The organism is Provencibacterium massiliense, from assembly GCF_900169495.1.
Classification (GTDB): Bacteria; Bacillota; Clostridia; order Oscillospirales; family Ruminococcaceae; genus Harryflintia; species Harryflintia acetispora.
Map to the genome: position 1 here is coordinate 920,952 of NZ_FWCH01000012.1, position 25,443 is coordinate 946,394.

Below are 25,443 nucleotides of genomic sequence, written 5' to 3' on the forward strand. Positions count from 1 at the left end.
CCGTTCCCCTCTTTCTCCCCCAAACGCTCAGTGTTCGGCCCGTATTTTGACATGATGCAGCCCGTCGTGCGTAGGCTGGGGTGCGGGCTGCGCCTGCTCATGCCGGGTCGCCTCGGCAAGCCTTTCTATGATCTGAGACAGGGCTTCGCAGTCCTGTTCCCCGAGCTGGCGATGCATTTCGTCATCCCATTCCTTGAGAATTTCCCGGACCGCGCTGGTCACCGCCCTGCCCGCCGGGGTGAGATAGAGCAGGATGATCCTCCGGTCGCTCCTGCTCCCCCGCTTCATCACGAAGCCCCGCTCCCCGAGCGCGCGCAGCTTGCGGTTGACTGCCGCGCGGTCCATCTGCACCGCCGCTTCCACGTCGCCGACCCTACAGCCGCCGTGAGCCCCGATATAGGCCAGGAACTGATACCCCGCCTCATCCAAGCCGTGGGAGAAGAGGTACTCGTCCACCCGCCGCTGCAGGTAATACTCCAGCTGGAAAAGCTCATAATAAATTGAGTTGTTATTTCCTTCCATTTTTATACCCACCCTCATGACAGGAGAAAAGCCCGACCCTGGAGAGTAGGTCGGGCTTATCGTTATTTGCTTTATGGCAGAGGAGGAAATTCCAATAAACCTCTCATGCCCGAAAGCCAATGGAACAATCGCTTACTTGGAAGCCTTCTTGAACGCAACAGCGCCAGCAGCGACCAGGGAGACGACCGCCATGGCAGCGGCAGCGCCGACCATGTCGTTAGCGCCGGTGCCCGGGTTGGTCTTGTCGCCATCGGTGGGCTCTTCGGTCTCGTCGTCAGAAGAAACATCCTCGCCATCCTTGGAGATGGTGCCTTCCTCGTACTCTTCCTCAGCCACGATGTAGGTGCCGAGAACCTTGGTCTCGAACGCCCAGCCGTCGCTCTCATACTCAGCGTCAACCTTGGTCACGTCGCCGGTCTTCTTGTTGTACTCGTAGAGCACAGAGCCGGAGTCAGCGTCGATCACAACTTTGACCTTGGAGGCAAACTTCGGATTGGCGATGAAGTCATAGCAGTCAACGTCAACGTCGCCGAAGAAATCAACGATCTCATCGATGTCGTCGTCAACCAGTCTCATGTTTTCATAGTCGGTGCCGTAGTTGCCCTTGAAGTACACGTCAACATAGTCGTTGGCGCGGATTCTGGACTCGTCGCCGATCACTTCGTCAAAGTTGTAGACAACGCCATTCTGCTTGCTGTTGGAGTAGTTGGTGTCTTCCTCAACTTCCTGGATGCGGGAGTAGGCAACAGCCTCGTCGTGCTTGATGGTGATAGTAATATCCTTATCAGCATCAGCCTTATTCTTCATAATTTTGCCACTCTCGATGACAAAATCTCCGATGGTCATATCGAGCTCAACCTCATAGTCCTCGAACTCGAAGGTGCGCAGACCGGCATTGCCTTTCAGGGTCAGAACCGGAGACTCCCAATCCTTATTGTTGGAGGTGGGGGTGATGCTGTTATCAACAGTGGCACCATCATTCTTCTTAACAGAAGCAGTGATGTTTTTGGAGTTGACATGAGCTTTAATTTCGGTGATGATCTGACCAGCAACCGGATCAATTACGATCTCAGCTTTGTTACCAGCGGTATCCTCGTCGATACCGGCATTGTCGGGACCATAGGTCACGAGGTAGGGGGCGCCGTTTTCAAACTCGGCATTGTCATCGGTCTTGCTGACGATGATGGAATAGCCATAGCTGGAACCGGACTTTTTCGCAATGTTGCCAGCGAACGCTACGGAAGCGGTGCCGAGAACCATCGCAGCAGCAAGCACTGAAGCCAGTACTTTTTTCATTGTGTTTCTCCTCTTTTCTTTAAAATCAAAACTGGTGTGGGATCTCTCCACTAAGTTTCATCCCTTACCGTGATTTCATTATAGAAAAGATTACAAAACGGTGAAACAAAAATAAAAAGCCTTATATGAAACGATTTATTTCTTAATCTATAACAAAATTTTACTTTTATGTCAAACTGATGTATTCTATATTTTAATATTTCTTATTTATTAATTATTTATTTCCATTATGAATAATCAATGAACCAAAAGGTTTGAAATGATTTCCTCTCTGTCACTGGAACTATAGACAAATTACAATTTTGTCTCAAAATTCCGGGACTGGACAAAGCCTTCCTCCTGCTATACAATAAATGTTGGACAACAACGTTAGAGGAGGAATCGGACATGCCAAAGGTGACGCTCGGAAGCACCGGGATCACGGTCGATAAAAACGGGTTCGGCGCGCTGCCGATCCAGCGCATCTCCAAGGAGGAGGCCGCAAATCTGCTGCAAAAGGCTTACAGGGGCGGGATGACCTTCTTCGACACCGCCCGCAGCTATACCGACAGCGAGGAGAAGATCGGACTGGCCCTCTCGGAGGAGCGCGACGGATTCTATCTCGCCACCAAGACCCCGGCGCTCACGGCCGAAGGCTTCTGGAACGATCTCGACACCAGCCTGCGGCTGCTGAGAACCGACCATGTCGACATCCTCCAATTCCATAACCCGCCGTTCTGTCCCAAGCCGGGCGACGGCAGCGGGCTTTATGAGGCCATGCGAAAGGCCAAGGAGCTGGGAAAGGTACGGCATATCGGGATCACCAACCATCGCCTGAATGTCGCCAGGGAAGCGGTGGAATCCGGGCTTTACGAGACGCTGCAATTCCCCTTTTCCTATCTTGCCAGTGAGCGGGAGCTCGAGCTGGTGCGGCTCTGCAAGGAGAAAAACGTCGGCTTCATCGCGATGAAGGCCCTTTCGGGAGGGCTGATCACCAGCAGCGCGGCGGCCTACGCCTTCCTCGCCCGGTTCGACAACGTCCTCCCCATCTGGGGGGTGCAGCGCGAAAGCGAACTCGACGAATTCCTCTCCTACATTGGGTATCCCCCCGCCATGACCGGAGAGCTCTCGGCCATCATCGAGAAGGACCGCAGCGAGCTGCTGGGCGAGTTCTGCCGCGGCTGCGGCTACTGCCTGCCCTGCCCCGCCAAAATCGACATCCCCACCAGCGCGCGGATGTCCCTGATGATCCGGCGCTCCCCCAGCGCCCAATGGCTGACCGATGAATGGCAGGAAAAAATGTCGCGGATCGATGCGTGTATCGGCTGTAACCACTGTGCGCAGCACTGCCCCTATGGATTGGATACCCCCAATCTGCTGCGGCGCAACTATGAGGACTACAAGACCTTCCTGAAATAAAAAAAGCAGGGCCGCCGGCAATCGCCGGCGGCCCTGCTTTTTTTATTTACATTATAACGCCTTAAGCTTTTTGGCCATCATATCCTGGTTGGCGCTGTAAGTGAGTGCGTCTCGCTCGGAGATGATCCCCCTGCGGTAAAGCTCCAGCAGGCTCTGGTCCATCGAGAGCATCCCCTCCCCGGCCGAGGAGTAGATGACCGAATCGATCTGATGGACCTTCGACTCTCGGATCATATTGCGGATGGCCCCGTTGACCAGCATGACCTCGAAGGCCGGGACCACCTTGCCGTCCACGGTGGGGATCAGCTGCTGGGAAACCACCGCCTGCAGCACCATTGCCAGCTGTACCCGGATCTGGTGCTGCTGGTTGGGCGGGAAGGCGTCGATGATCCGGTCGATGGTGTTCGCCACCCCGATGGTGTGCAGGGTGGAGAAGATCAGGTGCCCGGTCTCGGCCGCCGTCATCGCCACATTGATGGTCTCGTAATCCCGCATCTCCCCGAGCAGGATCACATCCGGAGACTGGCGCAGCGCGGCGCGCAGGGCCTTGACGTAGCTTTCGGTGTCGGTCATGACCTCCCGCTGGCTGACGATACTCTTCTTATGAAGGTGCAGGTACTCCAGCGGGTCCTCCAGCGTGATGACATGCGCACTGCGGGTGCGGTTGATCACGTCGATGATGCACGCCAGGGTGGTGGATTTCCCGCTCCCGGCCGGGCCGGTCACCAGCACCAGCCCCTTTGAGCGCCCAGCGAGCCCGAGCACCACGTCGGGGATACACAACTCCTTCGGGTCGGGCAGCTCAAAGGTCACCACCCGGATCACCGCGGCCAACGAGCCGCGCTGCTTATAGGCGCTCACCCGGAAGCGGGAGACGCCGGGGATCGAGAAGGAGAAGTCGTCGTCCCCTCCCTTAGTCACCGCCGCAATATCCCGGTTGTGGGCCAGCGTGTAGATTTCCTTCACCAGCTGCTCGGTATGCTCCGGGCGCAGCTTCTCTTCATCCACCCGCTGGATGTTCCCGCTGATCTTAAAGGACACCGGCAGGCCCGCCACGATAAAGACGTCCGAGGCCTTGCGCCCGACCGCCTCCTTTAGAATCTGTGTCACGTCCATCTGCTTTTCCATCCCTTCGCTCAGCCGAGTTCGCCCGGCCAGAGGCTCATTGGCTCCCCTTCCTGCCACTGGGCCGTATTTACCGTCTTCCAGCCGGTCAGCCGGTACCCGCCCGTAGCGGGGATTGTCAGCGAGACCTGCAGCTGCTGGTTTTCCCCGGCCGCAACCTGATAGGAAACGGCCAGCCCGTCGTCATCCTGCAAGACGTCCATCCCATCGATGGCGGCGAGCAGCCCGGCACAGGTTTGCAGATATCCCTCCCCGGGCGGGACGGATTTCAGTGCTTCGCCGATCTGGGCCAGCAGCTCCTCGGCGCGCGCGTCCGCCTCATAATAGGCGCTCACCGTCTCGGCCGTCTTCTCGCTCAGGCGCGCATCCGCCTGCGCCGAGACCAGCGAAAGGGTGGCGAAGGTGGTCAGGCAGAGCAGCACAAAAATGAGCAGGATCGAGGAAGCCCCGACCCCCAGGCCCATCTGCGTCCTTTTTTTCATTCCGGCCCCCTCCTTTCCCCGCCTATGGTTGGTATTTCTTCACCTCTAAGGTGTAAAGGGGTTCCACTTGCCTCTCTTTGGAAACCGTGATCTGCGCAGCGGCGGGCGTACCGCCCTGTGGCGAGAGGACCAGCCGGTATTCCCCCTCCTGATCCGTCCTGGACCAGTCGTGACCATAGTCGAGCACCAGCGTATCTCCCTCCTGCCGCGCGCCGAGCAGCGAAGCGAGCTGGCGCAAATCGTCTGGCGAAGCCTTGAAACACTCGGCGGCGCTCTGCGCCTCGGTGAGTGCCTGGCTCAAATCCCGGCTGTGCAGGCTGGTGAGATGCGCCTCGGCGAAGAGACGCACACAGACCGCGCTGGCCAGCGCGAAAAAGAGGATGGCAAAGATCAGCTCGAACAAAAAGAGCCCGGACTTTGCGTGCCTGTGCTTCATCCCTTCACCTCCCGTCTTCATTCGTTCCCTTTGCCGCAGCGGGGACAGAGCCGTATCTCGGCGCTGCCCCCCTCCCCGTCGCGGGAGGTAAAGGTCAGCATGCCGTTTTGATCCTGCTCCATCTCAAAGCCGGCGAGCTGCACTATCGGCTGCCCGTCGGCGGGCGCGGCGTCTGCGTCCGCGCGGGTAAACAGCTCACGCAGCCAGCCGTCGTCATAATAAATCCAGGTCTGATAGCTCCCCGAATCAAAGGGCTGCTCGAGCACCAGCGCGGGGACCCCATCGAGCGTGCCGATGTGTATTTCGCCCGCCCCGTCGTTTTGGCGCACCTTCTGCGAAACATAGCTCAGCGAGGTGCGCAGGGCATAGTTTTCATTCATCCCCCGCACCGTGCCCTGGTAGACGTTCGCCCCGATGATCACCACGATCAGGGAGGTGGCGGCAAAGGCGCAAAAGAGCGCGATGGTAAAGAGAAAATCCACCATATGCCCGCCCAAGGCGGCATGTTTGCGCATAGGAGCGCCCCCTTCCCTGCTAAGTTATTCCCCGTCTCTCGGGATCACCGTGATGTCCGGCATAATGTTGGAGGCAAAGCAGCGGTAATCCACGACGAAGTCCTGTGTATCGACGGTCAGCCCGTAGTGCTCCTCGAGATACGAAAGGCTTTGCGGATACATCCCCTCGCTCGCATAACAGTGCACCGCCGCGCGCACCACAGCCTCCTTGGTGGTACGCAGCCGCTCGCTCTCGGTGAGGGCCGAAACCGACTGCAGCCCGTACCCGAACAGCCCGAGCAGCAAAGAGAAGGCCAGCACCGGCAAAAGGACATGAAGCCATCCGGGACGGTTCTTCCCCGCTTTGTCAAACCGGTTCATCTGTCCGGCACCCCCTTCCCGCAAATTTCAAAGATTGCCCGGTCAGCCGATCGAGGACATGATTCCCATCAGCGGCAGCATGACCGAGAGGAGCACCATCCCCACGATCACCGAGAGGATGGCCACCAGCGTCGGCTCGAGCACCGAGACCAGCGAGGCAATCTGCGCGTCAATCTCCTCCTCATACCGGTCGGCCAGCTTCCCCATCACCGTATCCGCCGAGCCGGTCTTGAAGCCGACCGCCACCATCCGCGCATAGATGCCGCCAAAAAGCCCGGCCTCGCCCAGCGCCTGGGAAAACGATTCGCCCGCGGCGATCCGCTCCTGGCAGCGCGCGATTTTTAGGCCGGTACGCTCGTTGTCCACCAGCCGCTTGGCCATCTCGAGCGACTGGTCGGTGTCCAGCCCGCTGGAGAGCATGAGGGCCATCGCGGCGGCGAACCGTCCCGAGGCAATCTTGGCGCGCAGCTTGCGGGTGAGGAAAAAGGAATCTAAAAACCGGTCGAGCATCCGCCGGCCCCCTTCGGTGCGGCGCAGCAGCCAGAAGAGCAGCGCCAGCAGCACCAACACGCCCAAAATCAGCGCCGAATAGCGGCCGATCAGGCTGCCCAGCGCCATTACGCTGCGCGCGAAGGCGGACATTTCGCTGCCCAGCTGCTCGAACACCTGTGCAAAGACCGGCAGCACCTTGATGAGCAGCACCCCGATCACCAGCACCATCATCGCGATCATGATCAGCGGGTAGGTCACCGCACTGCGCACGCCGCTCGCGATGTCCTCCTCCCGCTGGTAATATTCGCACAGGGAGTCCATCACCTCGTCCAACCGCCCGGACTGGGTGCCGATCTCCACCATGTCCACCATATACTTGGGAAAGCGGCCGCTTTGGAGTAGAGCCGCATGCAGCGGCTCGCCCCGCCCGACCGTTTCGAGCAGGCCGGACACAATTTTTTTGCCCTCCTCGTTTTCCATCTCCCCCTGCATGATGGCGAGCCCCTCTTCCACCGGGATGCCCGATTTGAGGATCATGGAAATCTGGGCGCAGAAGGCCGAAATTTCCCTGGAGGTTAATTTCTTTTCACGCGGCACTTGTCCCCGCCTCCCTTATGCTCAATACACAAACTTGGTGCTGTAATTGCTTCCGTTGCCGATAAACTGTTTGACTTCCTCGCTGCCGCCGCTGTTGGCCGCAAAGGTGGGATCCATCAAAGTCCACTTTTTCCCGTTGAAGTGGATGATCCCGTTGACCCATCCCTCGTTTTGCAGATAGATGCTGATCCATGCGTGGTAAATCCCCCCCGTGACGTAGCCCACCTCCAGGCGGGTGGGAATCCCCTGCGAGCGCAGCATGGCGGTCATCAGGGCGGCGTAGTCGAAGCAGATCCCCTTGCCGGAACGCAGGGTCTCGTCCACATTGGGCAGGTAGCCGGTCAGCGAGCCGGCGGCCGCGCTCTGCGCCTTGCCATCGTCATATACCACGTTTTCGGTAACAAAGTTATAGACCCTCTGCACCACTTCGAGATTGTCCTTCGCTCCCTCGGCCAGCTGGGCCCCTTTCGCCACCGCCGCGCTCGAGGAGGTAAAGCTGACGTACTGGTTGGGGTAAAGATAGGGCGAGAGCGCGCTGCGCAGCTGGACCTCGAAGCTGTGGCTGGCGAGCAGGGCGTACTGACTGCCCGAGACGTTTTCATAAATCTTCAAAGTGTAGGTCCCGTTGCCCGAGGTCAGCGGAAAGGCGTCGAACTGGCCCTTGCGCAGCGTGTAGGTATACAGGGTCTGGTTGCTCCCGCTCATCTGGAGCTTGACCTTCGGATTGCTGCCGCTGTACTGGACCATGACGTACCCCTGCTCGGCGTTGGAATAGTCGATGGACACCCCGGGGTCGCTAAAGGTCTTGTCCCCCGGCGCTGTCGGGGTCAGCACCTGAGCGGCGCCTCCCTGATTGGAGGAGGCCTCCTGCACCCCGGCCAGACAGGCGAGCGCCGCTTCCGGTTCGGAAGGCTCCGCTGTTCCCCTGGAAAGGCTTTCCGGCTCCGGACCGGGCAAGGACGAAGCAGCCGACGCAGCCGGTTCAGAAGGCTCCGCTATTTCCCGGGAAAGGCTTTCCGACTGCGCAGCGGACGAAGGGGAAGACGAAGACGACGCCTGCTGCGGCTGCGGCAACTGGATGGCCTCGACATGGCCCCCTGCGTCGGGAGAGGCGGACGCGCAGCCGGCAAAAAGACATAGAATCAGCAGGGCCACGCCAAACAGCCGGCCTTTCCTCATGCGTCTTCCCCCTTTCCCCCAACCGGACTAGGACTGCGCCGCGTCCGCTTCCTTCTCTTTTTGGGCGCTGTCCACCCGGCGCGCCGTGACCACGATCCGCCGCTCGGAGGTGCCGACCGGGTCGCAGGAGGTCAGGGTCAGGCAGCCGTACTCCCGGCAGTAGACCGGCCCCCAATCGTCCGGCTCGACGATCGCGGTATCCTGATAGATATAGGTATACTCCCGCCCGCCGTAGTCGAGGTAGCAAGCGTCCCCCTCCTGCAGCTGGTCGAGATAGTAAAACTCGGCCCCGTAGATGTCCCGGTGCCCGGCGATCGAGACGTTGCGGTTCCCCTCCCCGGGCAGCTGGGCGTATTCATAGAGCCCCACGCCGCGCTGCAGCACCCCGGGCCCGGTGCCGGCGAGCACCGGGGCATCCAGCCCCAGGCGCGGGATGCGAAGGGTCATCTCCCCGTCCCCGTATGCCGCCCGCTCGTCGGTGACAAAGAGCCGGTCGGTCGGATAAAGGATCGCATCCTCCTGCGGCGGCTCGCCCGGCTCGGCAGGGACCGTCAGCGCCGGGGAGGGGTCCAGATTTAGGCGGCTGTGCAGCCGCCCGGCATAATGTATGTAGAGGTAATAGCCGATCAGCACGATCCCCACGACGACCAGGATCAGCCCCAGAAGGCGGATCCCATCAGGCTTTTTCGCGCGTTGCTTTTGATTCCCCACCGGCGGCCCCCCTTCGTAGTCATATTCTATTATAATCTCCCGTGAGCATAAAAGCAAAACTTATTTTCATCCGCTGTGCAAACCGCTCAGAAACGCGGCCACTTTGTCAAAAATTTATCAAACATTACAAAAATTAAAATTATGGTTCCGTCAAAGTGAAAAACGTGCTAAACTGAGATATAAGCGTGTGCAAGCTATACAGGCCACGGCCAAGGGAAAGGATGGTTTTATGACGACAAAGGCGGAGAATGAAACCGTTTTTCATATCGAGATGCTCGGCGGGTTCAAGCTGACGGTCGGAGATAAGGTGATCAGCGATACCATCAGCCGCACCCATCAGCTTTGGAACCTTTTGGAATACCTGATCGCCTTCCGCCACAAGACCATCTCCCAGGAGGAGCTGATCGCCGCGCTCTGGCCCAATGACGACAGCGAAAACCCGGCCAACGCGCTCAAAAACCTGGTCTACCGGATCCGCTCTACCTTTACCTCCCACGGCCTGCCCCATGCCAAGGAGATCATCACCTTCTATCACGGCGCCTACCGCTGGAACAACGACCTGCCCTGCGTGGTGGACACCGAGGAGTTCGAGCGTCTTTGCAAGGAAGCCGCCAACCCCGTGCAGCCCGCCGGGGAGCGGATCGCGCGCTACCGCGAGGCGCTGCAGCTTTATAGGGGGGATTTCCTTCCGACCTCGGGCTATGAGGAGTGGGTGGTTCCGCTGAGCAGCTATTACCGCTCGGCCTATTTTAAATGCGTCTACGAATGCTGCGAGCTGCTCATGCTTTCCGAGCGGTACGACGACGTGCGCATGATCTGCGAGCGGGCCAACGCCATCGACCCCTTTGAGGAGCGCGCGCACCTCTGCCTCATCCATGCGCTGGTCAGGCAGAACAAGCAGTCCGCGGCGCTGGAGCACTATAACTACGTCACCGACCTGTTCTACCGCGAGCTGGGGGTCAAGCCCAGCGAGGCCATGCGCGATCTATACCGGGAAATCCTCAAAACGGTCAACAGCGTGGAGACCGACCTTGGCATCATCAAGGAGGACCTGCGCGAGCACAGCCAGGCGCAGAGCGCATTTTACTGCGACTATGAGGTGTTCAAGAACCTCTACCGCCTCGAGGCGCGCGCCGCCGCGCGCACCGGCCAGTCGATCTTCATCGCCCTGTTTACCCTGACCGACCTGCGCAGCAACATCCCCGAAACCAAGGTGCTGGGCACCGTGATGGACCAGCTGCTTTCCACCATACGCACCAGCCTGCGCCGGGGGGACGTGGTCTCCCGCTTCAGCACGACCCAATACGTGTTGATGCTGCCGGCGCTGACCTTTGAAAACGGCCAGATGGTGATGGACCGGATTACCCGCCGCTTCTGGCAGGAACACAAGGGCGCGCCGGTCAAAATCCATACCACCCTGCAGCCGCTCGACCCGGTGGAGTGATTTTGTTACCGGGATATGACCCGGGAATGCTAAAATAAGCGTTGCGGGAGTTTTGGGTTTTTACATTCCCGCTAACCTACACAAACTGCCCTCCCCATTTTGGGGAGGGCAGTTTTATTACTGCTGGGCACAGGCGAAGCAGCAAAAGCGGCCAGGCCCGCAGGACGGCCATATGTTTTATTCCGCTTTCTCCAGCAGCGCATGCAGCTGTGCGATCGCATCCTCCACATACCTGGCCATCGGCTTTTCCATAATCCCCACGATCCGGACGTTGCACTTGGAAACCGGGAGCAGAATTTTTTTCGCTTCGCTCAGGCAGACCGCCTCGGCCATGGCGGGAGAAATCTCGCCCAGGATGGAGTAGGGCAGCGCAATTCCGATGGGGCCCATGATAACATCCGCCCGGCGGCAGTTGTAGAGCACGGCGCTCTCCCCCGTCGCCCCCGCGTTGGCTCCCGCGCGCAGCATGGCGCCGGTGGCCAGCGCATTGGTCCCCACCGCGATAATCTCCAAATCCTTAAAGTCGGCGCGTGCCTGCTCGATCAGGCTGCGGCCCATCCCGCCGCCCTGGCCATCGATCACGACCAATCTCAAACTCTCGTCCTCCCTCATTTTATCCGTCAGAATTTATTGCCGCTTCCCATTGTACAGGATTATTTCCTGTCTTTCAACCAATGGAGAAACAAAAGACGAAAGCACCCAAAACGGGTGCTTTCAAATTATAATATCTCTTTTAGCAGCCCGGCGGCTTTCTCCGTCCGCCCCCGGTCCCCGAAGGCGGTCAGGCGGAAATACCCCTCGCCGCCCGGCCCGAAGCCGGAACCGGGGGTGCCGACGATCCCGGCGCGCTCGAGCAGGTAGTCGAAGAATTCCCAGGAGCTCATCCCATCCGGACATTTCATCCAGATGTAGGGGGAATTCTTCCCGCCGGTATACCACACCCCGCGCGCTTGCAGCGCCCCGGCGAGGAGCGCGGCGTTGCCGCGGTAATAGTCGAGATTCGCCCGGGTCTGGCGCTGCCCCTCGGGACTAAAGACCGCCTGCGCGCCCCGCTGGACGATATAGGGCACGCCGTTAAACTTGGTGGTCTGCCTTCTCAGCCAGAGCGCATGCAGCCCATGGCCGCCGAAGGAAAGGGATTTCGGTACCACCGTATAGCCGCAGCGGGTTCCGGTGAAGCCCGCCGTCTTGGAAAGGGAGCAAAATTCGATGGCGCACTCCCGCGCCCCGTCGATCTCATAGATGCTGCGCGCGAGCGCCTCTTCGCAGACGAACGCCTCATAGGCCGCGTCGTAGAGAATCAGCGCGCCGTGCTCCTGTGCATATGCCACCCAACGCCGCAGCGCTTCCCTGCTGTAGGCCGCCCCGGTCGGGTTGTTGGGCGAGCACAGGTAGATGATATCCGCCCTCGGCGCCTGGTCGGGCAGCGGCAGGAAGCCGTTCTCCCTGTTGGCGCTCAGATACCGGATATCCCGCCCGGCCATGACGTTGGTATCCACGTAGACGGGGTAGACCGGGTCGGGGATCAGCACAGTATTTTGAAGCGAGAGGACGTCGAGGATGTTTCCAAGGTCGCTCTTGGCCCCGTCGCTGACGAAGATTTCGTCCTCACCTATTATGGTGCCGCGCGCGGCGTAGTAGCCGCAGACCGCCTCGCGCAGGAAGGGATAGCCCTGCTCGGGGCCGTAGCCGTGAAAGGTCTCCTGCCTGCCCATTTCGTCCACCGCCTTGTGCATGGCCTCGGTCACCGCCGGCACCAGCGGCAGGGTCACGTCCCCGATCCCCAGGCGGATGACCTCCCGCCGGGGATTGGCCTCCTTCCAGGCAGCGAGCTTATGAGCGATCGAGGCGAAGAGGTAGCTCTCCTCCAGCCTCAGATAGTTTTCGTTGATCTTCATATTTTTAATTCCTTTTCCTTTGGCACATGCCGCCTATTCGACCGTCACGCTCTTGGCCAGGTTGCGGGGCTTGTCGATGTCGCAGCCCTTCTGCAGCGCCATATAGTAGGCGAAGAGCTGCACATACACGGTGGCCGGGATGGGCGAATAGATGTCCCGCATCCCCGGCACCTGCCAGATATCCTGGAACTGCCCCTCGTTCTGGACCTCCTTGTCGGTGATCAGCAGTATGCTCGCACCCCGCGCGCGGACCTCCTCGACGTTCGAGAGGGTCTTGAGGAAGATCCGCTCCTGGGTGGCGGTGGCCACCACCAGGGTGGTCTCGTCGATCAGGGCGATGGTGCCGTGCTTGAGCTCGCCGGCGGCGTAGGCCTCGGAGTGGATGTAGGAAATCTCCTTGAGCTTTAAGGCCGCCTCCAGGCTGGTGCAGTAGTCAAGCTGGCGGCCGATGAAGAAGACGTCCCGGCACATGCGCATGGAGTGGGCGAAGTGTTCCACCTGCCCTGCCCGCTCGAGCACGCTTCGCACCTGCCCGGGCAGGCGCAGCAGCTCGCGCAGGCAGTCCTGCAGCTCCCGCTCGCTGATCAGCCCGCGCAGGTTGCCCAAATCCAGCGCCAATATCTCAAAGAGCAGGACCTGGGTGGTGTAGGCCTTGGTCGAGGCCACCGCGATCTCGGGCCCGGCCAGGGTGTACATCACCGCGTGCGCCTCTCTGGCCACCGTGCTGCCCAGCACGTTGCTCAACGCCACGATCCGGTGCCCGTTGTTCTTTGCCTTGCGCACCGCCGCGATGGTGTCCGCCGTCTCGCCCGACTGGCTGACCGCGATCAGCGTTTCATTGGCGCTGTAGACGGTATCCTGATAGCGATACTCGCTGGCGATCTGCGCGTGGGTGCGCACTCTCGCCAACTGCTCGAGCAGGTTCTGCCCGACCATCCCCGCGTGATAGGCCGTGCCGCAGGCCACAATGGTGATGTTCTCCACCTGCTGCGCCTGCTCCTTGGTAAAGGGCATGCTCTCGCGGCGGATGGTGAGGGTCTGCGCGTCTATGTAATGGTTGAGGGTATCCTCGATCGCCTGGGGCTGGTCATAGATTTCTTTGAGCATGAAATGCCTAAAGCCGCCCCGCTTGGCGCCGTCCGCGCTCCAGGAGATGGGGGTGGGCTCCTTCTCGAGCGCCTGCCCCTGCGGCCCGTAAAAGCGGATTCCATCGGCGCAAAGCGCCGCGATCTCGCCGTCGTCCAGGATGTAGATATCCCGGGTGTATTCCAATACGGCGGAAATATCGGAGGCGAGGTAATTTTCCCCCTCCCCCTTCCCCACGATCAGCGGGCTGCCGCGGCGCGCGCACCAGACGGTGTCCGGATCGGACACGTCCAGGATCCCCAGCGCATAGGAGCCCTCGAGCATGGGAAGCACCTTCCCAAGGGTGGTGAGCAGGTCGGTTTCGTAGTAATATTCCAGCAGCTGGGCGATGACCTCGGTGTCGGTCTGGGAGGAAAACTGTACCCCGCGCTCCATCAGCGAGCGCTTAAGCGCGGCATAGTTTTCGATGATCCCGTTGTGGACCACCGCGATCCTGCCCTTCTGGCCGATATGGGGATGGCAGTTCTCCTCGCTCGGGCGCCCGTGGGTCGCCCAGCGGGTGTGCCCGATCCCGACGCTGCCGCTCACCGGCGCGCGGGAGACGATATCCTGCAGGTTTTTGAGCCTCCCGGTCGATTTGCGCACCTGCAAGTCTCCCTGCGACTGCACCGCTATCCCGGCGGAGTCGTAGCCCCGGTATTCCAGCGCGCAAAGCCCCGACAACAGCAGCTGGGCACAATCCCGTCTGCCCGCGAATCCGATAATCCCGCACATAACTATAACCATTCCTTTCTTGGGCGCCGGCTGTAAAAACCGGCTCGTCAGCTTAAAAGCGGACCTTTCAAACATGGTCTGCTTCATCAAGGCCGCGAGGGACCCCGATAATCAACCGGCAGCCGTCGTTTGTGCTCGCTTCTCTGGTGCAGAAGTCCGATCTTCCCCACCGCCTGGGGGCTCCCTTCCCCCTGCAGCAGGTAGGAGTCCAGGTCCCGGTAGCTCAGGCCCAGTTCCTCCTCGTCCCGCTGCCCCTGAAAGAGGCCCGCCGAGGGCGCCTTTTCCATAATCCGCCCGGGCGCGCCGAGATGGCGCAGAAACTCGTACACCTCGCGCACCGTCAAATCGCTGACCGGGTTGAAATCGCACGCGCCGTCCCCCCACTTGGTGAAGTAGCCGATATGCCGCTCGCTTCGGTTGGTGGTGCCGGCGACCAGGTAGTTCTTGCTCTGCGCGATGGCGTAGAGCATGGTCATGCGCAGCCGGGGCGCGATGTTGAGCTTGGCCGCATCCGAGAGGTTGAGCCCCTGCCTCGCCGACGCGCACAGCGCCTCCTTGGCCGCGCCGAGATCGACGGTGATGGTCTCTATGCCGAACTGCCGTGCTAAAAGGATAGCATCCTCGCGGTCCCTTTGCAAGTTCTGTTTGACCGAGCAGGGCATAATAACCCCCAGCACATTGCGGCAGGCCTTCCGGCAGAGGATGCCCACCAGGGTGCTGTCCTTGCCGCCGCTGTTGCCGTAGACGATCCCGTGGCAGCCGGACTTCGCCAGCACGTCCCGGATAAATTCGGTGCGGTTTTGCAGCTCGATCTTATAGTCGCGCATAGCTGTCATCCTTTCCGGCGGCGTCCCGGCTAACCCTCGCTCCCCGCCTTCAGCGCGGCGGCGATAAATTCCCGGAAGAGCGGGTGCGCCCGGTTGGGGCGGCTCCTAAATTCGGGATGGTATTGCACGCCGATATAGAAGGGGTGGCCCGGCAGCTCCACCGCCTCGACCAGCCGCCCGTCGGGCGAGACGCCGCAGACCTGCAGCCCGGCGGCGGTGAGCCGATCGCGAAACGCGTTATTGAATTCATACCGGTGGCGGTGGCGCTCATTGATTTCCCGTACGCCATAGATTTTATGAAGCCGGCTCCCCTCAGCGGCGAGGCAGGGGTAGCTGCCCAGGCGCATGGTGCCGCCTTTGGGGAGGTTCCCCTTCTGGTCGGGCATGAGGTCGATCACGCAGTTTTCATTGTCCGGGGCAAACTCGCGGGAATGGGCCCCCGCGATCCCGGCCACATTCCTAGCATATTCAATCACCGCGATCTGCATACCAAGGCAGATGCCGAAATAGGGGATTTTGCGGGTCCTGGCGTACTCGGCGGCGGCGATCATCCCCTCGATCCCCCTCTCGCCAAACCCGCCGGGCAGGATGATCCCCCCGCAGCCCGAGAGCAGGCTCTTTGCCGTTTCGGGGGTGATCTGCTCGCTGTCCACCCAGCGGATCGAGACGTTCGCCCCGTTTTCATAGCCAGCGTGGCGCAGCGCCTCGGCCACCGAGAGGTAGGCGTCGTGGAGCTGTACATATTTGCCCACCAGGGCGATGGTCACCGGGCGGGTGCTCTCTTTGATCCGGCCGAGCATCTGCTCCCATTCGCAAAGATCCCCCGGCCCGCAGGCAAGGCCCAGCTTGCGGCAGACGATCTGCGGCAGCCCGGCTCTCTCCAGCATGATGGGCGCCTGGTAGAGCACCGGCAGGGTGATGTTCTCGATCACGCACTCCTGCGAGACATTGCAAAAAAGAGCGATCTTGTCCCTTATGCTCTGCCCGAGCGGCTCGTCGGTGCGCGCCACGATGATGTCCGGCATAATCCCAAAGGATTGCAGCTCCTTGACCGAGTGCTGGGTGGGCTTGCTCTTGTGCTCGCCCGAGCTCTTGATGTAGGGCACCAGCGTGACGTGGATGAAAAGGCAATTCTCCCGTCCGGCCTCGTGCGAAACCTGGCGGATCGCCTCCAGAAACGGCTGGCTCTCGATGTCGCCGGTGGTACCGCCGATCTCGGTGATCACCACGTCGGCGCCGCTCTTCTCCCCCACAGAATAGATGAAGCTCTTGATCTCGTTCGTGATGTGCGGGATGACCTGCACCGTCTCCCCGAGGTACTGGCCGCGGCGTTCCTTTTGCAGCACGTTCCAGTAGACCTTGCCGGTGGTCAGGTTGGAAAAGCGGTTGAGGTCCTCATCGATGAAGCGCTCGTAATGCCCGAGGTCCAGGTCGGTTTCCGCGCCGTCCTCGGTGACGAACACCTCGCCGTGCTGATAAGGGCTCATGGTGCCCGGGTCCACATTGATATACGGGTCGAGCTTCTGGGCGGCTACCTTGATCCCCCGCGCCTTCAAAAGCCGGCCGAGCGAGGCCGCCGTGATCCCCTTCCCGAGCCCCGACACCACGCCGCCGGTCACGAAAATAAACTTGCTCATAACTCCACTGCCCCCTCATAAACCTTTACCGCTTCCCCGGTCATATAGACCGTCTCATCGGTCACCCGGATCGTCAGGTCCCCGCCCAGCAGGTGGACGAGGATGTCCTCATCTTTATCGCAGAGCCCCTGCGCCACCGCGGCCGCGGCGCTCGCACAGGCTCCGGTCCCGCAGGCGAAGGTCTCGCCGCTGCCCCGCTCCCAGACCCGCATGCGCAGCACGTTGCGCTCAGGTACCGATACGAATTCGGTGTTCACCCGGTCGGGGAAGATGGAGTCGTGCTCGAAAGACGGGCCAACCGCCGCGAGGTCGATCGCCGCCGGGTCGGCGGTAAAGACGACGCAGTGCGGGTTGCCCATCGACAGGCAGGTGACGCGGTACTCCCTCTCCCCGATCCGGATCGGGCAATCGACCACCCGTTCCCCCTTGATTTTCACCGGGACTTGCTCCGGCAAAAAGACGGCCGGTCCCATGTCCACCCGCACCGAGCGCACCTGCCCGCCGTCGGTGTGCAGCACGAGGGTCCTGATCCCGCTGAGGGTCTCGACCTTCACCGTCTTTTCCCGCACGATCCCGCTGTCATAGAGGTACTTGCCCACGCAGCGGATGGCGTTGCCGCACATCCTCCCTTCGCTCCCGTCGGCGTTGAACATCCGCATTCTGGCGTGCGCCGACTCGCTTGGGAGGATCAGCACGATCCCGTCCCCGCCGATCCCGGTGCGCCGCTCGGACAGGCGCACGCTGAGCGCCTCGGGGGAGGCGACCTCCTGGCGGAAGCAATCGAAATAGATATAGTCGTTCCCGCAGGCCTGCATCTTGGTGAAATGCAGCTGCAATCTTTCCCCGCGCATATGGTTGATGTCGACCAGCTCGGTGTTCGCCTCGGTGAACCGTCCCCAGAGGCTGTGCAGCAGGGCGTTGGCGGTGTCCAGCGAGGTCAGGCAGGGGATCGAACGCTCCACCGCCTTGCGCCGGATGCGCACGCTGTCCCTGGTGGGAATCCGCCCCTTCTCGGAGGTGGAGACAATGTACTGGATCTTCCCGCTTTCGAGCAGGGAGAGCACGTTCTCCTCGGCCTCGTGGATCTTTTTGACCGTCCTGGCCGCGATCCCCGCCCTTTTGAGGGCGGCCGCCGTGCCCTCGGTGGCATAGAGCGCGAAGCCGAGCCGCGCAAAGCCCCGCGCGGTCTTTGGCAGCTCGTCCTTGTCCCTCTCACGCACCGTCAGCAGTACCCCGCCACCCTTCTCCATCCGGTAGCCGGCGGCAATCAACCCCTTGTAGAGCGCCTCGTCCAGGGTCTTGCCGATCCCCAGCACCTCGCCGGTCGACTTCATCTCGGGACCGAGCAGCACGTCCACGTCCGCCAGCTTCTCGAAGCTGAAGACCGGCACCTTGACCGCCACATAGGGCGGGGTGCGCCGCAGCCCGGTGCCGAAGCCCATCGCGCGCAGGCGCTCGCCGAGCATGGCCCTGGTCGCAAGCTCGGTCATCGGCACGCCGGTCACCTTGCTGATATAGGGCACGGTGCGGCTGGCGCGGGGGTTGACCTCGATGACGTAGATTTCCCCCTGGTGTACGACGTACTGGATGTTGATGAGCCCCTTGGTGCGCAGCGAAAGCGCCAAACGCTCGGTGTACTCCACCACCCGCTGCAAAAGCTGTGCGCTCAGGTTATAGGCGGGATAGACCGCGATCGAGTCCCCCGAGTGGACCCCGGCGCGCTCGATATGCTCCATGATCCCGGGGATGAGGACCTCCTCCCCGTCGCAGATGGCGTCGGCCTCCAACTCGGTGCCCGTCAAATACTGGTCGATCAGTACCGGGCTCTCGATCCCATGGGAGAGGATGATCTGCATATATTCGCGCACGTCGTCGTCCGAAAAGGCGATGATCATGTTCTGCCCGCCCAGCACGTAGGACGGACGCAGCAGCACCGGATACTGAAGCTCGTGCGCCGCCGCGAGCGCCTGTTCGGCGGTGGTCACGGCGGCCCCCTTCGGGCGGGCAATCGAGAGGCTTTCGAGCAGGGCATCGAAGCGCTCCCGGTCCTCGGCCATATCCACGCTGTCCGCCGAGGTGCCCAGTATCCTGATCCCCTGTTCATGCAGGAACCTGGTCAGCTTGATCGCCGTCTGCCCGCCGAAGGCCGCCACCACTCCGTAGGGGCGCTCGGTGCGGATCACGTTCATCACGTCCTCGGGGGTCAGCGGCTCGAAATAGAGCCGGTCGGCGGTATCGAAGTCGGTGGAGACAGTCTCGGGATTGTTGTTGATGATGACCACCTCGTATCCCTGCTTCTTGAGCGTCCAGGCGCACTGGACCGAGGCGTAGTCGAATTCGATCCCCTGCCCGATCCGGATCGGCCCCGAGCCGAGGACCACCACCGTCTTCCCCCGGCTCTTGTGTTCCTGTAGGTACTGCGCGGCCTCGTTCACCTCGTCATAGGTGGAATAGAAGTAGGGCGTCTGCGCCTCAAATTCGGCCGCGCAGGTGTCTACCATCTTGAAGGAGGCCGCAAGCGGGCGCTCCACCCTTTTGCCGCTGAGGCGCTCGATCACCCGGTCGGGGAAGCCGAGCTCCTTGGCCGCGCGGTAGAGCGCAGGGGTTGGCGCCTCGTTTTGCAGCCGGCGTTCCATTTCCAGCAGGTTCTGCAGCTTATATAAAAACCAAAGGTCAATTTTGGTGCGCGCGTGTATCTCCCCGCAGCTCATCCCCCGGCGCATGCATTCACAGACCACGAAGAGCCGCTCGTCGCTGCAGACCGAAACCCTAGCGAACAGCTCGTGGTCGGGCACGGCCTGGAGCTTGGGCTCGATCAGGCAGTCCAGCGAGATCTCCGCCCCGCGCACCGCCTTCATCAGCGCCGCCTCGAAGGTGTGGGCGATGGCCATCACCTCGCCGGTGGCCTTCATCTGGGTACCGAGGCGCCGGTCGGCGTAGACGAACTTGTCGAACGGCCACTTGGGGAACTTGACCACCACATAGTCGAGCGCCGGCTCGAAGCAGGCGCAGGTCTTGCCGGTGACGGCGTTTTGGATCTCGTCGAGGTTGTAGCCGATAGCGATCTTGGCCGCCACCTTGGCGATCGGGTAGCCGGTCGCCTTGGAGGCCAGGGCCGACGAGCGCGAGACGCGGGGATTGACCTCGATGACCGCGTATTCCATCGACTCCGGGTGCAGGGCAAACTGGCAGTTGCAGCCGCCCTCGACCCCCAGCGCGGAGATGATGTGGAGCGCCGCCGAGCGCAGCATCTGGTACTCCTTATCCGCCAGGGTCACCGCCGGGGCGATGACGATACTGTCCCCGGTGTGCACCCCGACGGGGTCGAAGTTCTCCATCGAGCAGACGGTGATCACGCTGCCGCTGCGGTCGCGCATCACCTCGAACTCGATCTCCTTCCAGCCCGAAACGCACTTTTCGACCAGCACCTGGCTGATCGGCGAGAGGCGCAGCCCGTTTTGGGCGATCTCCCCCAGCTGCTCCGGATCCTGTGCGATCCCGCCGCCGCTGCCGCCCATGGTGAACGCCGGGCGCACGATCACCGGGTATCCGATCTCCCCGGCAATCCGCAGGGCGTGCTCCAGATCGTGGGCGACCTCGGAGGGGATCACCGGCTCCCCGATCGAGAGCATGGTGTCCCTAAAAAGCTGGCGGTCCTCGGCCCTGTCGATCGTCTCGACCCGCGCGCCCAGCAGCCGCACGCCCTGGGCTTCGAGGAAGCCCTCCTTGGCCAGCTGCATCGAGAGGGTCAGCCCGGTCTGCCCGCCCAAAGTGGACGGGAGGCTGTCCGGACGCTCCTTTAAAATGATCCTCTTGACGGTTTCGACCGTCAGCGGTTCGAGGTAGATTTCGTCGGCCATCTCCCGGTCGGTCATGATGGTGGCGGGATTGGAATTGCACAGCACCACCTGCAGCCCCTCCTCCTTGAGCGCGCGGCAGGCCTGGGTGCCCGCATAGTCGAACTCGGCCGCCTGGCCGATCACGATCGGCCCCGAGCCGATCACCAGCACCTTCTTGATGGCAGGATCGAGCGGCATGTCACTTCACCTCCAGTCGTTTGATGAACGCGTCGAATAAAAAACCGGTGTCCAGCGGCCCGCTTGCCGCCTCGGGATGATACTGCACCGAGAAGGCCGGGATGTCCTGATAGAGGATCCCCTCGCAGGTGCCGTCGTTGGCGTTGCAAAACCAGAGCTTCGCACCCTTCGGCAGGGTGTCGTTTTGTACCGCGTAGCCATGGTTCTGGCTGGTGATATAGACCCGGCCGCTCTGCAGGTCCTTGACCGGCTGGTTGGCGCCCCGGTGCCCGTATTTGAGCTTTTCGGTCCCGGCCCCCCGGCTCAGCGCCAGCAGCTGGTGCCCAAGGCAGATCCCCATCATCGGGAGCTTATGCTCACAGAGCTTCTGCAGCTCCCGGATAGTACCCGTGTTCTCGGCCGGATCGCCCGGGCCGTTCGAGAGCACCACCCCGTCGGGGCGCAGCGCCAGGATATCCGCCGCCGAGGCCCCGGCCGGGACGTGGACCACCTCGCACCCCCGGCGCAGCAGCTCCCTTGCGATATTCGCCTTGGCGCCGAAGTCCCAGAGCACCACCCGGTATTTCGTCTCCTGTGGGCGCTCGGTGAAGGCGGCCTTCGGCGTGACCGCTGCGACCGCGCCCTCGAGCGGGGCCCCCTGTAAGTCGGACGGGTCGAGCCGCTCTTTGGAACAGACGAGCTTTGCGTTCATCACCCCGTGCTCTCGGATGGTCTTGACAAGCTCCCTGGTGTCGATCCCGCACAGGGCGGGCAGCGAGCACCTCATAAAAAAGGTGTCAAGATCACCCTCGCTGCGGAAATTGGAGGGATGCTGACACCACTGGCGGACGATATAGGCTTTTGGATGCACTTTTATGCTTTCAAAGTCGGCGGGGATGACGCCGTAGTTCCCGATGAGCGGGAAGGTCTGTACCACAATCTGCCCGTGGTAGCTCGGGTCGGTCAGGGTCTCTAAATACCCGGTCATCCCGGTGGTAAAGACGAGCTCCCCGTTCACGTCCCCCGGAGCGCCGAAGCCGACTCCCTCGAACACCCGTCCGTTTTCCAGCACCAAATATCTCTTTTCACCCGACATAACAGGCTTCCTCCTACTGTTCAAACTGCGTTTTGCTCTGCTCTACCGCATCCAGCGGGTACCGTCCGGTGAAGCAGCCGTCGCAAAACGGCAGGCTGCATCCACTGCAGGCCGACTTGAGCCCCTCTATGCTAATATACCCAAGGCTATCGGCTCCCATGCTTGTTGTGATCTCGTCGTGGGAAAGCCGGTTGGCAATCAGGTTCTCCTCGTCCCCGATGTCGGTGCCGAAATAGCAGGTATGGTAAAAGGGCGGGGAGGAAATCCGCAGGTGCACTTCCCTCGCACCCGCCGCCTTGAGGCTGCTCACGATCTTTGCGCCGGTGGTCCCCCGCACGATCGAATCGTCCACCAGTACCACCCGCTTGCCCGCGACGTTCACGCGCAGGGGGCTCAGCTTGAGGCGCACCGCCATGTCCCGCTGCGCCTGGGAGGGGAAGATGAAGCTGCGCCCGATATAGCGGTTCTTGACAAACCCCGGCACGCAGGGCAGCCCGCTCTGGGCGGCGTAGCCCATGGCGGCTTCCAGGCCGCTGTCCGGCACGCCGCAGACGACGTCCGCCTTTGCCGGGTGCTCCCGCGCCAATACCTCTCCCATGCGGTAGCGCGCCTCATAGACGCTCAGCGAGTCGATGACCGAGTCGGTGCGCGCAAAGTAGACATACTCGAACAGGCACATCCCCAGCTTTGCCGGGCCCAGCGCCATCCGGCTGGACATCCGCCCGCGCCCGTCAATGGTGATCAGCTCCCCCGGCTGCACGTCCCGCAGAAAGTCGAACCCCGCGCTGTCCAGCGCGCAGCTCTCGCTGGCGACGGCCCAGCCGTGATTGCTCCTCCCCAGGCAGAGCGGACGAAAGCCGCTCGGGTCGCGCAGCGCGCACAGCCTGTCCCCGCTGCCGAGCACGAGCAGCGTGTAAGCGCCACGCAGCTGCTTTGCCGCTTTCACGATCGCCTCCTCGAAGCCGCCGCCCTGCAAAATTTCGTAGGCGATCAGGGAGGAGACCACCTCGCTGTCGGTGGTGGCATTGAAGTCGCATCCCGCACGCCGCAGCTTCTCGCGCAGCGCGGCGGCGTTGATGATGTTGCCGTTGTGGGAGATGGCGATCCGCCCTTTCAGGTACTCGGTAACCACCGGCTGGGTGTTTTCTTTGCGGTTGCCCCCGTTGTGGAATAGCGAACATGCCCGATGGCCAGGTGCGCCGCGGGAATCTTATTCAGCACCTGGGGAGTGAACACCTCGCTGACCAGCCCCACATCCTTGTGATAGAGGATGGCCTGGTCCCGCAGCACGGCGATCCCGGCGCCCTCCTGCCCGCGGTGCTGCAGCGCCAGCAGGGCGTTATAGGTGATTCCGGCCGCCTCGTCGTGGGTGGTGCGTATCCCGAACACCCCGCACTCCTCATGAAGTTTCCTGTCCACACCGGTCCCTCCCTCAGCTCTCATAGGTTTTGAGTATCCGCTCGGAGATCTCCCGCCTGGTCAGGCGCAGGTCCATCGCCTGCTTCTCGATGTAGCGGTGTGCCTGCGGCTCGGTCATGCCCAGGTACCGGATCAGCGCGCACTTGGCCCGGTCCACCAAGCGGATCTCCTCGATCTTTTGCCGCAGCCTGATGTTTTCGCTTTTGAGCCCGAGCATCCTGCGGCGCGTGGCGGCAACCAGCTTGAGAGATTGGTAGAACATTTGGCGGCTGACCGGCTTCGGGATTACGAAGACGCCGCAGTCCTCCACCCTGGCCGAGACCTCGTCGGCCTGCTCGCCGCGAACGATCAGCAGCACCCCGGCGCCGGTACCGGTCGCGGCGCCGACCGCCAGCTCATGCCCGAACTCGTCGGAAAGCGGGGTGTTGATCAGCACCAAATCGAAGTCGCCCCCGAGGAGCAGCCTGCGCGCATCCGCGCCGCTCTGGACGCTGGCGGACACCGCATAGCCCGAGGGGCGCAGCAGCTGGACGAGGGCGCTTTGCGCCTTGCCCCCGGCCGATACGATCAACACGCTGTCCATCCCGTCACCGCCCTTTCCAATCGCCCTATGCCGCCGTCAAATCCGCTCGAAATAGCGCTCCCGCTCGAATTCACGCTTGTCGGGAGCTGCCACGTATTCGGCAAATTCCCGCTCCTTTTGCCCGATATACTGGTGAAACACCTTTTGCGGCAATATCCGTTTTACGAACGCGCTCTCCTTCGCCTCCGCCAGCGCCTCGCCCAAATTGGCCGGCAGGGTGGAAATCCCCGCAAGCTCACGCGGCGAAGCCTCGTAAAGGTTTAAGTTTTTCGGCTCGCAGAGTACCCGCTTTTCCTCGATCCCGTCGAGCCCCGCGTGCAGCAGCAGCGCAAAGGCGAGATAGGGATTGCAGGACGCATCGGCGCTGCGCAGCTCGAGGCGGCTGTACTCCCCGCTGGCCGCCGGAACACGGATCAGCTGAGAACGGTTCTGGTGCGACCAGGTGACGTAGCGCGGCGCCTCGAAGCTGCCGAAGCGGGCATAGGAATTGGTCAGGGGATTTAGGAAGGCCGTGACCTCCCCCACCCGCTCGAGGATTCCCTGCAAAAAACTCTCCGCCTCGCCCGAATGCCCATCGCGCGGGGTGCGGAAAATGTTCAGCCCGTTTTTCTGTAATGACAGGTTGATGTGCAGCCCGCTGCCGCTCCTGTCCGGGAAGGGCTTGGGCAGGAAGGAGGCGTAAAGCCCGTTGCGCGCGGCGATCGCCTTGACCACCGAGCGGAAGGTGATCAGCTCGTCGGCGGCGGTGAGCGCGTCGGAATATTTGAAGTCGATCTCGTTTTGTCCCGGTCCCTGCTCGTGGTGGGAGCTCTCGGGCAAAATCCCCATTTCCTCGAGGGTCAGGCAGATTTCCCGGCGCACGTTCTCCCCCTTGTCCAGGGGGGCCAAATCGAAGTAGCCCGCCCTGTCGTGCGGGATCATGGTCGGGCTGCCGTGTTCGTCCATCTCGAAGAGATAGAACTCGCACTCCGCCCCCACCTTGCAGACATAGCCGAGGTCCGCCGCGCGTTTGATTGCCGCCTTTAGCACATCCCGCGTGCTCCCCTCGAAGGGCTCCCCGTCCGGGCGGCGGATGTCGCAGAAGAGCCGCACCACCCGCCCCTGAGCGGGACGCCAGGGCAGCAGCGAGAGGGTAGCCGGGTCGGGCACCAAAAAGAGATCGCTCTCCTCGACGTTCATAAATCCCCGGATGGCCGAGGCGTCAAAGGAGATCCCGCTCTCAAAGGCGCGGGGCAGCTCCCCCGGCATGATGGACACATTTTTTTGTATGCCGAAGATGTCGCAGAACGCCAAGCGGATGAACTTGACGTCGTTCTCCCCGACGAACTGCAGCACCTCATTCATGGTGGTTTTCATCGTACTCTCCTTTCGTTGGCCCAATCCCGGGTGTAAAACCGCCGGTAGGGGCCGGGTAACAGCGGACCTCCGGCCGCTCCCTTTCGTCTTTCGCGGGCCCCGCCCACACAAATAAAGGGCGCTCATCAAAGGGTACGCCCAGTCCGGCATATCCTTTGATGAACGCCTTTGTTCATGCTGTTATTATACCCGCA

At 61.7% G+C, this 25,443-nt stretch carries 23 protein-coding genes; 2 read left to right on the forward strand and 21 right to left on the reverse strand.

Annotated elements, in window-relative coordinates; all coding sequences use genetic code 11:
- Positions 1 to 27 precede the first annotated feature (27 nt).
- Entirely contained in the window at positions 28 to 522 is a 495-nt protein-coding gene (locus B5477_RS09490; protein WP_159448992.1) for a MarR family winged helix-turn-helix transcriptional regulator, read from the reverse strand.
- Positions 523 to 654: 132 nt separating this feature from the next.
- Complete coding sequence (locus B5477_RS09495; protein ID WP_079699465.1) at positions 655 to 1,818, reverse strand: MDR/zinc-dependent alcohol dehydrogenase-like family protein; 1,164 nt, start codon at positions 1,816 to 1,818, stop codon at positions 655 to 657.
- 387 nt (positions 1,819 to 2,205) lie between these two features.
- Here B5477_RS09495 and B5477_RS09500 point away from each other — a divergent pair, with 387 nt between their 5' ends.
- Complete coding sequence (locus B5477_RS09500) at positions 2,206 to 3,216, forward strand: aldo/keto reductase (RefSeq protein WP_079699466.1); 1,011 nt, start codon at positions 2,206 to 2,208, stop codon at positions 3,214 to 3,216.
- Between the two features lie 51 nt (positions 3,217 to 3,267).
- Here the strand turns inward: B5477_RS09500 and B5477_RS09505 are convergent, their stop codons facing one another.
- The 8 genes from B5477_RS09505 to B5477_RS09540 are packed head-to-tail and all read right to left on the reverse strand — an operon-like array spanning position 3,268 to position 9,113.
- A complete protein-coding gene (locus B5477_RS09505) occupies positions 3,268 to 4,332 on the reverse strand; it encodes a type IV pilus twitching motility protein PilT (protein WP_079700451.1) in 1,065 nt (354 codons plus the stop codon).
- Positions 4,333 to 4,352: 20 nt separating this feature from the next.
- Positions 4,353 to 4,823 (reverse strand): hypothetical protein, encoded by a 471-nt coding sequence (locus tag B5477_RS09510; RefSeq protein ID WP_079699467.1) that lies wholly within the window; start codon positions 4,821 to 4,823, stop codon positions 4,353 to 4,355.
- A 22-nt stretch (positions 4,824 to 4,845) separates the two neighbouring features.
- Positions 4,846 to 5,259, reverse strand: coding sequence for a hypothetical protein (locus B5477_RS09515; RefSeq protein WP_143533582.1), 414 nt, complete (start codon positions 5,257 to 5,259; stop codon positions 4,846 to 4,848).
- Between the two features lie 17 nt (positions 5,260 to 5,276).
- Positions 5,277 to 5,774, reverse strand: a complete 498-nt coding sequence (locus tag B5477_RS09520) for a DUF4860 domain-containing protein (RefSeq protein WP_079699469.1) — start codon at positions 5,772 to 5,774, stop codon at positions 5,277 to 5,279.
- A 24-nt stretch (positions 5,775 to 5,798) separates the two neighbouring features.
- Complete coding sequence (locus B5477_RS09525; protein WP_079699470.1) at positions 5,799 to 6,134, reverse strand: hypothetical protein; 336 nt, start codon at positions 6,132 to 6,134, stop codon at positions 5,799 to 5,801.
- Between the two features lie 42 nt (positions 6,135 to 6,176).
- Entirely contained in the window at positions 6,177 to 7,223 is a 1,047-nt protein-coding gene (locus B5477_RS09530; protein ID WP_242942170.1) for a type II secretion system F family protein, read from the reverse strand.
- A gap of 21 nt (positions 7,224 to 7,244) precedes the next feature.
- Entirely contained in the window at positions 7,245 to 8,402 is a 1,158-nt protein-coding gene (locus B5477_RS09535) for a transglutaminase family protein (RefSeq protein WP_079699471.1), read from the reverse strand.
- Between the two features lie 27 nt (positions 8,403 to 8,429).
- Complete coding sequence (locus B5477_RS09540; protein ID WP_079699472.1) at positions 8,430 to 9,113, reverse strand: class E sortase; 684 nt, start codon at positions 9,111 to 9,113, stop codon at positions 8,430 to 8,432.
- A 229-nt stretch (positions 9,114 to 9,342) separates the two neighbouring features.
- Between B5477_RS09540 and B5477_RS09545 the strand changes: the two genes are divergently transcribed.
- On the forward strand, positions 9,343 to 10,557 hold the full coding sequence (locus B5477_RS09545; protein WP_079699473.1) for an AfsR/SARP family transcriptional regulator: 1,215 nt from the start codon (positions 9,343 to 9,345) through the stop codon (positions 10,555 to 10,557).
- Positions 10,558 to 10,734: 177 nt separating this feature from the next.
- On the opposite strand, the gene B5477_RS09550 is transcribed toward B5477_RS09545, so the two are convergent.
- From B5477_RS09550 to B5477_RS09595, 11 genes are all read right to left on the reverse strand, one after another.
- On the reverse strand, positions 10,735 to 11,151 hold the full coding sequence (locus B5477_RS09550) for a DUF3842 family protein (protein WP_079699474.1): 417 nt from the start codon (positions 11,149 to 11,151) through the stop codon (positions 10,735 to 10,737).
- A 125-nt stretch (positions 11,152 to 11,276) separates the two neighbouring features.
- Entirely contained in the window at positions 11,277 to 12,455 is a 1,179-nt protein-coding gene (locus B5477_RS09555) for an LL-diaminopimelate aminotransferase (RefSeq protein ID WP_079699475.1), read from the reverse strand.
- A 33-nt stretch (positions 12,456 to 12,488) separates the two neighbouring features.
- Positions 12,489 to 14,315: a glutamine--fructose-6-phosphate transaminase (isomerizing) gene (gene glmS, locus B5477_RS09560; protein WP_079699476.1), complete on the reverse strand. Its 1,827-nt coding sequence runs from the start codon at positions 14,313 to 14,315 to the stop codon at positions 12,489 to 12,491.
- A gap of 86 nt (positions 14,316 to 14,401) precedes the next feature.
- Complete coding sequence (gene nadE / locus B5477_RS09565; RefSeq protein ID WP_242942171.1) at positions 14,402 to 15,142, reverse strand: NAD(+) synthase; 741 nt, start codon at positions 15,140 to 15,142, stop codon at positions 14,402 to 14,404.
- A 29-nt stretch (positions 15,143 to 15,171) separates the two neighbouring features.
- Positions 15,172 to 16,779, reverse strand: coding sequence for a CTP synthase (locus tag B5477_RS09570; RefSeq protein ID WP_079699478.1), 1,608 nt, complete (start codon positions 16,777 to 16,779; stop codon positions 15,172 to 15,174).
- Positions 16,776 to 20,816: a carbamoyl-phosphate synthase large subunit gene (gene carB / locus B5477_RS09575; protein WP_079699479.1), complete on the reverse strand. Its 4,041-nt coding sequence runs from the start codon at positions 20,814 to 20,816 to the stop codon at positions 16,776 to 16,778. The genes B5477_RS09570 and carB overlap by 4 nt, the downstream gene beginning before the upstream one ends.
- 1 nt (position 20,817) lies before the next feature.
- A complete protein-coding gene (locus tag B5477_RS09580) occupies positions 20,818 to 21,891 on the reverse strand; it encodes a carbamoyl phosphate synthase small subunit (RefSeq protein WP_079699480.1) in 1,074 nt (357 codons plus the stop codon).
- A 13-nt stretch (positions 21,892 to 21,904) separates the two neighbouring features.
- Positions 21,905 to 23,023: an amidophosphoribosyltransferase gene (purF, locus tag B5477_RS09585; protein ID WP_242942172.1), complete on the reverse strand. Its 1,119-nt coding sequence runs from the start codon at positions 23,021 to 23,023 to the stop codon at positions 21,905 to 21,907.
- Entirely contained in the window at positions 23,005 to 23,310 is a 306-nt protein-coding gene (locus B5477_RS15345; protein ID WP_242942173.1) for a hypothetical protein, read from the reverse strand. Before B5477_RS15345 ends, purF begins: the two co-directional genes overlap by 19 nt.
- 13 nt (positions 23,311 to 23,323) lie before the next feature.
- The gene (locus B5477_RS09590; protein WP_079699481.1) at positions 23,324 to 23,893 is read right to left on the reverse strand and encodes an ANTAR domain-containing response regulator; all 570 of its coding nucleotides are present in this window, start codon (positions 23,891 to 23,893) and stop codon (positions 23,324 to 23,326) included.
- A 36-nt stretch (positions 23,894 to 23,929) separates the two neighbouring features.
- The gene (locus tag B5477_RS09595; RefSeq protein WP_079699482.1) at positions 23,930 to 25,249 is read right to left on the reverse strand and encodes a glutamine synthetase family protein; all 1,320 of its coding nucleotides are present in this window, start codon (positions 25,247 to 25,249) and stop codon (positions 23,930 to 23,932) included.
- Positions 25,250 to 25,443: the final 194 nt, after the last annotated feature.